The organism is Streptomyces sp. NPDC093591 (genome assembly GCF_044764885.1).
Lineage (GTDB): Bacteria > Actinomycetota > Actinomycetes > Streptomycetales > Streptomycetaceae > Streptomyces.
Genome location: NZ_JBIWIY010000001.1, coordinates 369,693 through 381,238, shown reverse-complemented (window position 1 = coordinate 381,238; position 11,546 = coordinate 369,693). Strand labels below are relative to the sequence as shown.

The following is an 11,546-nucleotide window of genomic DNA, read 5'->3' as shown; positions in this document are numbered from 1 at the left end:
GCCCCCGCAGCGACGAACCGCCCCTGGATTCAGTGCGCCGTGCCGGGTGCCCGTGTCCGCAGGCGGTCCCTGATGACCCGTACGGCCGCCTCCGCGTCGTCCACGGTGATCGTGAACGTGTGGCCGTCCCACAACCGCAGCACCAAGCCCTCGCCACGCCGCACGACGACCGCGGTGCCCTTCTCGGGCCGCCACCGGTAACCCCACCCGCCCCAGTGGCGCGGGGTGACGTGTGCGACGAAGTCGGCGCCCGCCACCTCGGACAGCGGAATACGGCGGCGCGGCACACCGATGTGGCCGCAGCGCACCTCGAGGCACTCATGGTCGACTCTCAGGGCGACATGCACGAACGCCAGAGTGCCGAAAAGGACCAGCAGGCCGGCCGCGATGCAGCCGACGACGGCCATGACGAGGGGGGCGACGCCGTCCGTCCACGGCGAGTCGACGGCCAGCTCGACCCCGAGCGCCATGCAGGCGGCACCGACGAGCGCCAGCAGCCACTGGACCCGATTGGTCGCCCGCCCGGTCCAGACATCGGGGTGCGGCTGCGCGCTGTGGGGGTGGTCCCTCATGCCTATGAGGTTACTCAGGTTTCGCTGCGCTGGTACCGCGCTGCGGAGGGTGACTGCGCCGACCGGGCTTCGGACGGACCGGCGCCCTCCGCATGGTGACCGTCGGTTACTGCGCGGGGCTCGTCTCCTGCAGCAGACGGCCTTCCTCGTAGGCGAGAGCGGGCACGGGCAGGGCGCCCTCGCGGCCGCTCAGCAGCACCGTCAGGGTGCCGTTCGCCTCGGCACCGGGGGCCGGCTGCTCGCCGAGGCGGCGCAGCGCCTGCGCGGCGACCGCGCCGGCGGAGCCGTGCAGGACGAGCGGCGGGAAGCCGGGGCGCTGGACGGCGGCGCGGATGCGCTCGGCGACGAGTTCGTAGTGTGTGCAGCCCAGGACGACGGTGGTCACGTCCTTGGGGGTCAGGGCGGCGGCCGCTGCGATGGCCGCTTCGATCGCCGTCTCGTCCGCGTGCTCGACGGCCTCGGCCAGCCCGAAGCACGGCACCTCGGTGACGGCCACGCCGTCGGCGTAGTCCTCGATGAGACCGCGCTGGTAGGGGCTGCCTGTGGTGGCGGGCGTGGCCCAGATCGCGAACGGGCCGCCTCCGGCCGCGGCCGGCTTGATCGCCGGGACCGTGCCGATGACCGGTATGCCGGGTTCGAGGCGGGCACGCAGGGTGGGCAGGGCGTGCACGGTCGCGGTGTTGCAGCCGATGATCAGGGCATCGGGCCGGTGCGCGGCGGCGGCGTCCGCGACGGCCACGGCGCGCTGTGTGAGGTCCTCGGTGGTCCTCGGACCCCAGGGCATGCCGTCGGGGTCGAGGGAGAGCACGAGATGTGCGTCGGGTCGCAACCGCCGTACCGCGGCGGTGGCCGCGAGCAATCCGATTCCGGAGTCCATCAGCGCGATCTTCACCCGGCCACGATAGACGATGGGCCCTTGCGGGCAGGTCGGGTGGGGCAGACTGCGCGCGTGAGCGCCATCGCGTGGACTGCCGCCGGATCACTCGTCGCCTGGCTGTGGCTGCTGCTCTGCCAGGGCTTCTTCTGGCGTACGGACGTCAGACTTCCGCGGCGGACGGAACCGGACGAGTGGCCGTCGGTCTGCGTCGTCGTGCCGGCGCGCGACGAGGCGGCGGTGCTTCCCGCGAGCCTGCCGTCGCTGCTCGCCCAGGACTACCCGGGGCGCGCGGAGGTCTTCCTGATCGACGACGGCAGTTCGGACGGCACGGGGGAGCTTGCGCGCGAGCTCGCGCGGCGGCAGGGCGGACTGCCGCTGACCGTGGACTCCCCCGGCGAGCCGCCCGCGGGCTGGACCGGCAAGCTGTGGGCGGTGCGGCACGGCATCGGCCTGGCACGCGCGCGTGCTCCCGAGTACCTGCTGCTGACAGACGCCGACATCGCGCATGCGCCCGACAGCCTGCGGGAGCTGGTCGCGGCCGCGCACACCGGGGGCTTCGACATCGTCTCCCAGATGGCCCGGTTGCGGGTGGAGAGCCTGTGGGAGCGGCTGGTCGTGCCGGCCTTCGTGTACTTCTTCGCGCAGCTGTATCCGTTCCGCCGGATCGGTAGGAAGGGAGCACGTACGGCGGCCGCGGCGGGCGGGTGCGTCCTTCTGCGTGCCGAAGCCGCCGAGCGGGCGCGGATCCCGGATGCCATCCGGCATGCCGTCATCGACGACGTGGCGCTCGCGCGGGCCGTCAAGCGCGACGGTGGCCACATCTGGCTGGGGCTGGCCGAGCGGGTGGACAGCGTGCGCCCGTATCCGCGGCTGAGCGACCTGTGGCGGATGGTCTCGCGCAGCGCGTACGCGCAGTTGCGGCACAACCCGCTGGTGCTGGCCGGGACGGTCGCCGGGCTCGCACTGGTGTATCTGGTGCCGCCCGTGGCCCTGGTCGCGGGTCCGGCCGGCGGGGGTACGGCGTCGGCGGTCGTCGGCGGCCTCGCGTGGCTGGTGATGACGGGCACGTACCTGCCGATGCTCCGCTACTACCGCCAGCCGCTGTGGCTCGCTCCCCTGCTGCCGTTCACCGCGTTCCTCTACCTCCTCATGACGGTCGATTCCGCGGTGCAGCACTACCGCGGGCGCGGCGCGGCCTGGAAGGGCCGCACGTACACGCGTCCGGACGTGGTACCCGACGAGGGCTGACTTGCTCGGCGTCCGACGAGGGCGGACTACTTACGGCCGGGCGTCCAGTTCATGCCCCACGCGTAGGCGTGGTCGACGGTGCGCTGCGGGCTGACCCCGCGCTCGGGCACCAGGTAGCGGGCCTCACGCTGGACGACCAGGTCGCTGCCAGTGTTGGTGATCAGGGCGAGCGCGCACACCGTGGAGGGGACCGTGCACTCGTCGAGCGAGAAGTCGACCGGCGCGCCGTGCTGTGGCGTGAGGGTGACCGTGGCGTGCAGGTCGGCGAAGGAACGTGCCCCTTCGTAGATGGTCACGAAGATCAGGATGCGCCGGAAGTCCCGCTGGTGGTCGAGGTTGACGGTGAGGTTCTCGCCTCTGGACATGGCGCCGGTGCGGTCGTCGCCGTCGAGGTGGATGTACGGGGGCTGGTGCAGGGCGCCGAAGGCGTTGCCGAGGGACTGGATGACTCCCTTGCTGCCGTCGGTGAGCTCGTACAGGGCGCACAGGTCGAGGTCGAGGTCGTTGTGCATGGCGACCGCGCGGCCCAGCTTGCTCGCCCAGCCCGAGAACTGCTTGCGCACCTGCCAGTTGAGGTTCACGCGCAGGACGCCCGAGGTGCCGCCCTGCTTGGTCAGCGAGACGGAGGGGGCCGCCTTGGTGAGCGTCACCTTGCTCAGGCTGACCGGCGCCGCCTGGGGTGCGGGCGGGGGGACCGGTGGCATGGCGGGCGGCGCCATGGTCACCGGAGGCGCCGCGGGCGGCGGTGTGGCTGCCGGGGGCGTGGCGGACGGGGCGACGGGGGCCGGAGCGGGTTCCGCCTGCTGGGGTTCGTCGACCGTGATGCCGTAATCGGTGGCGAGGCCCTCGAGGCCGCTGCTGTAGCCCTGGCCGACGGCGCGGAATTTCCAGGCGCCTTGGCGGCGGTAGAACTCACCGAGTACGAAAGCGGTTTCCACGGTGGCGCCCATACTGTCGAAACGGGCGACGACGGTTCCCTGGGCGGCATCCTTGACCTCGATGGAAAGGTCGGGAACCTGACCGAAAGCGCCGCCGTCCGCGGAAGCGGCGAGGATGACGGTCTCGATCGCGGGTTCCACGCGCGCGAGGTCGACCAGCAGGCTGTCGGTCACCCGGCCGCCGGCGTCCCGCTTGCCCTCGTGCCGGACGGCGCCGGAGGAGTGCGCCGGCTGGTTGTAGAAGACGAAGTCCCCGTCGGAGCGGACTTTTCCGCCCACCAGCAACAGCGCCGAGGCGTCCGCGTCGGGCACGCCCGGTCCGGAGCGCCAGCCCAATTCGACCCGCAGTGCCGTCGTCGGCACCGGAGCATTCGATCCTTTCGACATTGACATGTCCGCCCCCACTCACGGGTCACCGCGCCAGGCATGTCCCGGCAGCTCACTGGGTTCTTTACAGGGCCAACCTATTCCCCTCGACAACGAACTCCCATGAGGGCCACAGGAACACCGGAGGCCAACCCCCGGTAACCCGCTCGGAACTCGGCATTTACACGATCCGAGCGCTGATTGGCGTCCCTTTTTGCCAAGTTCGCTCGCATTGGGGATCCGGCGTCACTGCGGACGCACAAAACAACCCTCTTATCGGTCTCCCCAACCAGCACATCGTGGGCTTAACTTATGTGCCATGACCTCCCCCCGCTCCACCTATGGCGGCGGCTACTACTCCGCCTCCTTCCCGGACACTCCGATCTACGACTCGCTCGTGGCCGAGCGGGGCACCCCGCAGATCGCCCCGATCCGGGTCCCCGCCGCGTACGACACGCCGAGCGGCAACCTGCCCGCGCTGCCGTCCGCGCTGCCCGCCCTCCCGGCGGCCCCGTCCCAGCCCTCCTACGGTTATCCGCAGGCGCCGCAGCCCGCTCCGCTACAGCAGGCGCCCGCGGCGTACATCCCGCAGCAGGCGGCCGCCCCGCGCGGCTACCCCGGCCCGCAGGCCCAGCAGCCTCGGCCGGTGGCCCCCGGCGGCACGGGCTACGAGGCGATGCGCCCCGCGGCTCCCCGTCCCGCCGCGACTCCTTACCAGGACCCGTACAACAACCAGCAGTACCGCGGCTACTGACCCCGCTCCCCCGGGGCTGTCGGCGCCACCTGGCACGATGGCCTCATGGGGCACGCACAGCTGCAGTCGATTCACGTTCATCCGGTCAAGGCGTTCCGGGGCACTGCGCCCCGGGAGGCCGTCGTGGAGCCCTGGGGGCTGGCCGGAGACCGACGCTGGATGCTGATCGACGACGGGGGAAAGGTCGTTACGCAGCGCCAGCAACCGCGCCTCGCGCTTGCCGCCGCCGAGCTGCTGCCCGGCGGCGGCGTCCGCTTGTCCGCGCCCGGCAGGGACCCGCTCACCGTGCCCGTGCCGCGGACGGTCGGCACGGTGCCGGTGGAGATCTTCCGCGACAAGGTCGAGGCGGTCCTCGCCGAGGACGACGCGGCGCATGCCTGGTGCAGCGCCCATCTCGGCGCCGACGTGCGCCTCGCGTACATGGACGATCCCGGCACGCGCCGGCCCGTCGATCCGGAGTACGCCCTGCCGGGCGAGACGGTCAGCTTCGCCGACGGCTACCCGCTGCTGCTCACCACGACGGCGTCCCTCGATGCTCTCAACTCCCTCATCGCGCAGGGTGATCATGCGCAGGAGGGCCCGCTGCCCATGAACCGCTTCCGCCCGAACGTGGTCGTGTCGGGCACCACCGCCTGGGCCGAGGACGACTGGTCGCGCCTCGCCATCGGCGAGGTGACCTTCCGTCTTCCCAAGAAGTGCGGTCGGTGCGTGGTGACCACCACCGACCAGGCCACCGCCGAGCGCGGCAGGGAGCCCCTGCACACCCTCGGCAGGCACCGCCGCCTGGGCGGCAAGCTGATCTTCGGCCAGAACCTGGTGCCCCTCTCCCGCGGCACGATCCGGGTCGGCGATCCGGTCACGATCCTCGACTGAGAAAGATCTCGCGGAGCGTCGAGGCGCGGGAACCGGGGCCGGGTGCCCGCGCGTTGGGCTTTTCGTGAGAAGTTCATGAGAGACCCCGAACTCAGGTGATTTCGCTCTCTCTTCGGCGGGGTCCGCGCGTGAACGGCTCGGTGAGGGGTTATCACGGAGCGGGAAGGGGGTGTGTGGACGATGCGGGCGATCAGCGGACTCTGGCGCTGGCGGCACAATCCGCTGTGCCGTCCGACCGACCTGGCCGAGGCCTGGGCGGCCCTCGCGGCCCTGCTGCTGATCCTGGTCGTCACGCCGTTGGCCGGCTCCCTGGTCGGCGGCCTCGCGCAGGACGCCCTGCAGGAGTCCGTCCACGAACAGCGCGCCTCCCGGCACCTGGTGACGGCGACCGTGGTCCGCAAGGTGGAAGGCTCTGCGCTGGACGCGGATCCCGAAGCCGCCACCGGTCGGGACCTGCGCACCAGAGTCGTGGCCGACTGGACCGCACCGGACGGCAGTCCGCATCACGGTTCGGTCATGTCGAGCCTCGAGTCCCCACAACCCGGCGACCGCTTCACGATATGGACGGACCGACAGGGCCGCACGGTCGCCCGCCCGCTGGACTCCGCGACAGCGTCGACGCACGCCGTACTCGCCGGACTCGGAGCGGCCCTGCTGGCCGCGGGCCTCGTCGAGGGCAGCAGACGGCTGGTCGTCTGGCGCATGGTCCGTCGCCGGTACGCGCGTTGGGACCAGGCGTGGGACAAGGCGGGTCCGGACTGGGGCCGGACCGGCACCGGCAGTTGACGGCCTTCCGGCTCTGGTCAACCCACCGCCCGCGCGCACGCTACGGTGGACCGGCCGAACTCTTCGGCAGCAAAACCCGCGTACTTCGAGGTGGGGGCACATCAACGCCATGGCACAGGGCACGGTCCAGGTGACGCACACCGGCACATCGCGGTGGCGGCGCCGCACGGGTGAGTACGCATCGCTCGCGGCCGCGCTGGAAGCCGCGGCCGACGGTGACGTCCTCACCGTCGCGCCCGGCACCTACCGGGAGAACCTCGTCGTCCAGCGGGCGGTGACCCTGCGCGGCCCCGAGGGCTCCCCGGGCTCGGTGCGCATCGCGCCCGTGGACGGTGTGCCGTTGACAGTGCGCGCCTCGGCGGTGGTCCAGGACCTGCATGTGGAGGGCCAGGACGCGGCGGCGCCCGCACTGCTCGTCGAGGAGGGCGCGCCGGAGCTGTCGGACGTCCGGGTCGTGACACGGTCCGCGGCCGGGATCGAGGTACGCGGCGGCGCGCGCCCGACCGTGCGGCGCTGCACCGTCGACAATCCCGCGGGCATCGGCATCGCCGTGCTCGACGGCGGGGGCGGGGTGTTCGAGGAGTGCGAGGTCGTCGCGGCCGGCCAGGCGGGCATCGCCGTGCGCGGCGGGGCGCATCCCCGTCTGGAGCGCTGCCGGGTCCACCACGCCTCAGGCTCGGGGCTGACGGCCACGGGTGAGAACTCCGCGCTGGAAGCGGTGGGTTGCGAGGTCTACGAGGTCCGGGGCTCCGGCGTCCAGATCACCGGCCGGGCCACCGCCCATCTCACCGACTGCGATGTGCACCGCACCACCGCCGACGGCGTCACCCTGGACACGGACGCCGTGCTGACCCTGGCCGACTGCCGTATCCACGACATCCCGGAGAACGCGGTCGACCTGCGTTCCCGCTCGGTGCTCACCCTGACCCGCACGACGGTGCGGCAGTTCGGGCGCAACGGTCTGTCGGTGTGGGATCCGGGCACGCGCGTGGACGCCAACCAGTGCGAGATCTTCGACAGTACGGGCGACTATCCGGCGGTGTGGGTCAGCGACGGCGCCACCGCGGTACTGGAGTCCTGCCGGGTGCACGACGTGCCGGACGCCTTGTTCGTCCTCGACCGGGGCTCGCGCGCGGATGTCGTCGACAGCGACCTGTCCCAGGTGCGCAACACGGCCGTGTCGGTGAGCGACGGCGCCACCGCCCAACTCGACGACTGCCGGATCCGGGACGCGGCGACGGGCGCCTGGTTCCGGGACCACGGCAGTGGCGGCACCCTCAACAACTGCACTCTGGACGGCACCCAGACGGGCGTGATCGTCACCAAGGGCGCCGATCCCACCATCGAGCGCTGCACCGTCGACTCCCCCGCCGAGGCCGGGTTCTACGTCTCGGCGGGCGGCCGCGGCACCTTCCTGAACTGCCGGGTGCGGGGCAGCGCCGGCTACGGCTTCCATGTGATCGACGGCTGCCGTACGACGCTGAAGAAGTGCCGTACGGAGCGGTGCGCGCGGGGCGGGTACGAGTTCGCGGACGGCGGCCCGGACGCCGCCTCCGGGGTGGGGCCCGACGTGGAGGACTGCACCAGCGACGAGAGCGCCGGTCTCAGGCAGCCGCCCCCGGCACCGGAGCCCGCCGTGCAGACGGTGCGCCAGTCCCCCGGCCTGCTGGGCGCGATCCCCGGCCAGCGCACGACCGAGCAGGAGCCGCTCGTGGCCGCCTCGCAGCCCGAGACGCCGACGCGGACCTCCAAGGCCGTCCTCGGTGAACTGGACGCGCTGGTGGGCCTGGAGAGCGTCAAGCGCGAGGTGCGGGCCCTCACCGACATGATCGAGGTGGGCCGGCGCCGTCAGCAGGCGGGCCTCAAGGCCGCGTCGGTCAAGCGGCACCTGGTCTTCACCGGCTCCCCCGGCACCGGCAAGACGACGGTGGCCCGCCTCTACGGCGAGATCCTCGCCTCCCTCGGCGTCCTGGAGAAGGGCCATCTGGTCGAGGTGTCCCGTGTCGACCTGGTCGGCGAGCACATCGGCTCCACGGCGATCCGCACGCAGGAGGCCTTCGACAAGGCGCGTGGCGGGGTGCTGTTCATCGACGAGGCGTACGCGCTGTCGCCGGAGGACTCGGGCCGGGACTTCGGCAAGGAGGCCATCGACACGCTGGTGAAGCTGATGGAGGACCACCGGGACGCGGTCGTGGTGATCGTGGCCGGCTACACGGCCGAGATGGAGCGCTTCCTCTCGGTCAACCCGGGTGTGGCGTCCCGCTTCTCACGCACCATCACCTTCAGTGACTACGGCCCCGACGAGTTGCTGCGGATCGTGGAGCAGCAGGCCGAGGAGCACGAGTACCGGCTCGGCCCGGGCCTCGCCGAGGCCCTGCTGAAGTACTTCACGGCGATCCCCAAGGGCCCGGCGTTCGGCAACGGCCGTACGGCACGCCAGACCTTCGAGGCGATGGTGGAGCGGCACGCGGGCCGGGTCGCCCAGCTCGACGAGCCGAGCACGGACGACCTGACCCTGCTGTACGCGGAGGATCTGCCGGAGCTGCCCTGAGGCCGACCGGATCGTGCGGGGGCCGCGACCGGCCGGGCGGCCCCCTCCTGAGTCGGCCGGATCAGCTCTCGGCTACGGCCTGCGCCCGTTGAGTCGGCACCTCCGGCGTCAATCGCGCCAGTAGCCGCTCCCTTTCCTCGGCGAACGCCGGGTCCGCCTGGTAGTCGCCATGGCCGAGGATGGGGGCGGGCAGGGGGTGTTCGGGGGTACGGCCGTACGCCAAGGGGTCCTTGAGGGCCTCGCGGTCGACCGTGGGCGTGCAGCTGCCGGGCAGCCGGACCGGGCCGCCGATCGGGTCGGTGGGCCGGTACAGATTGCGCCAGCAGTCGACCTCGGCGTGCAGCGAGGTGAGCGCGGCCGGGCCGAAGTGGGCCGGGAACCAGCGGCCGTAGAGGCGTTCCAGCGGGGAGCCGTAGGTCAGCAGCGCGACCCGCTTGCGGTCGGCGGGGGTCAGCTGCCAGGCCGCCGCGGCCGCGAGCACGCTGCCCTGGGAGTGCCCGGAGATGACGAGACGGCGGCCGTCCTCGGCGCGCGTCCAGGTCGCCATCCGCCAGGTCAGGTCGGGCACCGCCCGCTCGGCGTAGCAGGGCGGCGCGAAGGGATGGGCGGCGCGCGGCCAGAAGGTGCCGACGTCCCACAGGATGCCGATGGTGCGCCGCGCGGAGGCGTCCTTGTAGGCGCGCCTGCCCCAGGTGACGAAGAGTATGAAGCCCACGCCGATCAGCCAGGAGCCCAGCGCCTGCGCCGTCTCGGCGGCGCCGTGGACGAAGGCGTGCGTGTCGTCGGCGGCCGCACTCGGGGTCGCGTCGGTCGTCAGCGCGCCGACCAGGGCTCCGGCGCCCAGGAGCAGGGTCGCGGTGGAGATGACGGCGACCACGAGAGGGGCCCGGTCGGTGAGCGTGGCCATCGCGCGCGTGCTCGCGATACGGCGGGTGCGTGCCGTGTCCTGGGGCTCCCCGGCGTAGTCGAGCACCACCGTGCCCAGTTCGGTGCGGCGCAGCTGCCAGGCCCGCCATGCCAGCCAGCCGCAGAGCAGCAGCAGGACGACCAGCAGAGGTGGGATGACGGACGCCTGCCAGGTCAGCAGGACCGGCGGTCCGGCGATCGACGTGCCCGTGCCGTCCAGCCAGTCGGCCACCCGCTGGGACACTCCGCCGGACATCACGCCGCCGAGGGCGCAGGCCAGCATCGCCACGGCCGGTCCGCCGAGGCCACGCATCGCGGCGCGCGGGTCGGGGCTGGTGCGGTGCAGGACGTGGGCGACGACGGCGAGGACGATGACGATCAGGCCTTGGAGGAAGGCGATGGCGCCGAAGGTGGGGTCGCCCGGGAGGCGGCCCGCCGACTGCCAGCCGGGCCGCTCCCACCCGGCGTACACCAGAGCGAGCACCAGCAGGACGAGGGCGGCCAGTGGCAGGCGTCGTACGAGATGCTCGTCGAGGTCCTGGTCGAGGCGGTTCTCGCTGCGGCCCCGGCGGCAGACCACCCACACCACGAAGCCCGCCCCGGCGACGATCGCCGCTTCCAGCAGCCACCCGAGTGTGTCGAGGAGCGCGGGTCCGCCGGGCCTGCGGTCGAAACGCGCCGCCGCCGAGCCCACGGCCGCGGCGACCGTGAGCAGGCCCGCGGCGGTGTGGGCGGCGCGCAGCCGGGCGACCAGGCGACGTCCGTACCAGAAGCCGGGGCGGCCCAGGGCGGTGCCGCCGGACTCCTCGTGTGCCTCCGGCTCGCGGGACATCGGCTGCTGGGACTCGTACGCGCTCCAGGTGCGGCGCGAGAGGTACCACAGCAGGCCGGTCAGCGCGGTCGGCACCACGGCTGCGAGGGCGAGCCTGCGGCCCGGGCGGCTCCACCAGCCGCCCTCCGAGACCGCGGGCGACAGGAAGCCCAGCCAGCTGTGCCGCTCGGCGCACGCGGACTCGCCCGCGCACTGCCAGGCCGCGAGGTCCAGGGCGACCTCGCACGCGGCCGCGACCAGGAGCACCGTCAGCGTCAGTCCCGCGAGCCGCACGAGGAGGCCGTAGAAGCGCACCGTACGCTCGCGGCCCTGGGCGGTGGGGCGCATCCAGTGGGCGAGGTTCACCACCATGAACGGCAGTAACAGCAGCCACAGGGCGCGGGCGCTGTTTCCCGAGGTGAGGTTGCACCAGACGTAGGCCTCGGGGACCGGTTTGCCCCGGTAGTCGTCCGGTCTTTGTTCGGCGTCGACGTCCTCGGCCCGCCGGAAGACGGCGGCCGTGTCGTCGCCGGTGATCCGCACGGTCCGCGGATCGTCGAGCATGTCCTGCGGTGTGGTGCCGCCGACACCGTGGACCAAAAGTTCCAGGGCGGTCCCGGCGCGTTCCTGTCTCTGCGCACGTTCCACTGTTCGCACTTCCCCCGTGACGAGCCGTCGGCTTCTGTCCGTGCGGGCACAAGGATCTCCCCGGACAGGCTCGCTTACACCTCTCCTCACGGAATCTCCCCCGATCCGTGAGGAGGACCGGGAAGCGGGAGACGCGGAAGTGACATGAGCGCGTCGGTACAGGCAGTGGCGCCACCGGTACCGAGCCGTGCGAGGATGGGACGTCCCGCGCGCCGG

Annotated in this window: 9 protein-coding genes; 5 read left to right on the top strand and 4 right to left on the bottom strand. The window is 72.5% G+C overall.

The window, feature by feature from the left end:
• Positions 1-29 precede the first annotated feature (29 nt).
• Both ACIREI_RS01660 and ACIREI_RS01655 read right to left on the bottom strand, forming a co-directional pair.
• Positions 30-572, bottom strand: coding sequence for a hypothetical protein (locus tag ACIREI_RS01660; protein ID WP_403326114.1), 543 nt, complete (start codon positions 570-572; stop codon positions 30-32).
• A gap of 106 nt (positions 573-678) precedes the next feature.
• Positions 679-1,464 (bottom strand): glutamate racemase, encoded by a 786-nt coding sequence (locus ACIREI_RS01655; protein ID WP_403326111.1) that lies wholly within the window; start codon positions 1,462-1,464, stop codon positions 679-681.
• Positions 1,465-1,521: 57 nt separating this feature from the next.
• On the opposite strand from ACIREI_RS01655, the gene ACIREI_RS01650 reads away from it, so the two are divergent.
• A complete protein-coding gene (locus tag ACIREI_RS01650) occupies positions 1,522-2,697 on the top strand; it encodes a glycosyltransferase (protein WP_403326108.1) in 1,176 nt (391 codons plus the stop codon).
• 26 nt (positions 2,698-2,723) lie between these two features.
• Here ACIREI_RS01650 and ACIREI_RS01645 read toward each other — a convergent pair whose 3' ends face one another.
• Positions 2,724-4,022: a TerD family protein gene (locus ACIREI_RS01645; RefSeq protein WP_403326105.1), complete on the bottom strand. Its 1,299-nt coding sequence runs from the start codon at positions 4,020-4,022 to the stop codon at positions 2,724-2,726.
• Between the two features lie 298 nt (positions 4,023-4,320).
• Between ACIREI_RS01645 and ACIREI_RS01640 the strand changes: the two genes are divergently transcribed.
• From ACIREI_RS01640 to ACIREI_RS01625, 4 genes are all read left to right on the top strand, one after another.
• Positions 4,321-4,755: a DUF6643 family protein gene (locus tag ACIREI_RS01640; protein ID WP_403326102.1), complete on the top strand. Its 435-nt coding sequence runs from the start codon at positions 4,321-4,323 to the stop codon at positions 4,753-4,755.
• A gap of 45 nt (positions 4,756-4,800) precedes the next feature.
• Entirely contained in the window at positions 4,801-5,628 is an 828-nt protein-coding gene (locus ACIREI_RS01635; RefSeq protein WP_403326099.1) for an MOSC domain-containing protein, read from the top strand.
• A 180-nt stretch (positions 5,629-5,808) separates the two neighbouring features.
• Positions 5,809-6,414, top strand: coding sequence for a hypothetical protein (locus ACIREI_RS01630; RefSeq protein WP_403326096.1), 606 nt, complete (start codon positions 5,809-5,811; stop codon positions 6,412-6,414).
• A 109-nt stretch (positions 6,415-6,523) separates the two neighbouring features.
• Positions 6,524-8,965, top strand: coding sequence for a right-handed parallel beta-helix repeat-containing protein (locus ACIREI_RS01625; RefSeq protein ID WP_403326094.1), 2,442 nt, complete (start codon positions 6,524-6,526; stop codon positions 8,963-8,965).
• A 61-nt stretch (positions 8,966-9,026) separates the two neighbouring features.
• On the opposite strand, the gene ACIREI_RS01620 is transcribed toward ACIREI_RS01625, so the two are convergent.
• Positions 9,027-11,330, bottom strand: coding sequence for a hypothetical protein (locus tag ACIREI_RS01620; protein WP_403326091.1), 2,304 nt, complete (start codon positions 11,328-11,330; stop codon positions 9,027-9,029).
• Positions 11,331-11,546: the final 216 nt, after the last annotated feature.

Bases quoted from the DNA above. Each gene is read 5' to 3' on its own strand.
- ACIREI_RS01660 (WP_403326114.1), bottom strand. From the start codon at position 572: ATGAGGGACCACCCCCACAGCGCGCAGCCGCACCCCGATGTCTGGACC.
- ACIREI_RS01645 (WP_403326105.1), bottom strand. From the start codon at position 4,022: ATGTCGAAAGGATCGAATGCTCCGGTGCCGACGACGGCACTGCGGGTC.
- ACIREI_RS01640 (WP_403326102.1), top strand. From the start codon at position 4,321: ATGACCTCCCCCCGCTCCACCTATGGCGGCGGCTACTACTCCGCCTCC.
- ACIREI_RS01635 (WP_403326099.1), top strand. From the start codon at position 4,801: ATGGGGCACGCACAGCTGCAGTCGATTCACGTTCATCCGGTCAAGGCG.
- ACIREI_RS01630 (WP_403326096.1), top strand. From the start codon at position 5,809: ATGCGGGCGATCAGCGGACTCTGGCGCTGGCGGCACAATCCGCTGTGC.
- ACIREI_RS01625 (WP_403326094.1), top strand. From the start codon at position 6,524: ATGGCACAGGGCACGGTCCAGGTGACGCACACCGGCACATCGCGGTGG.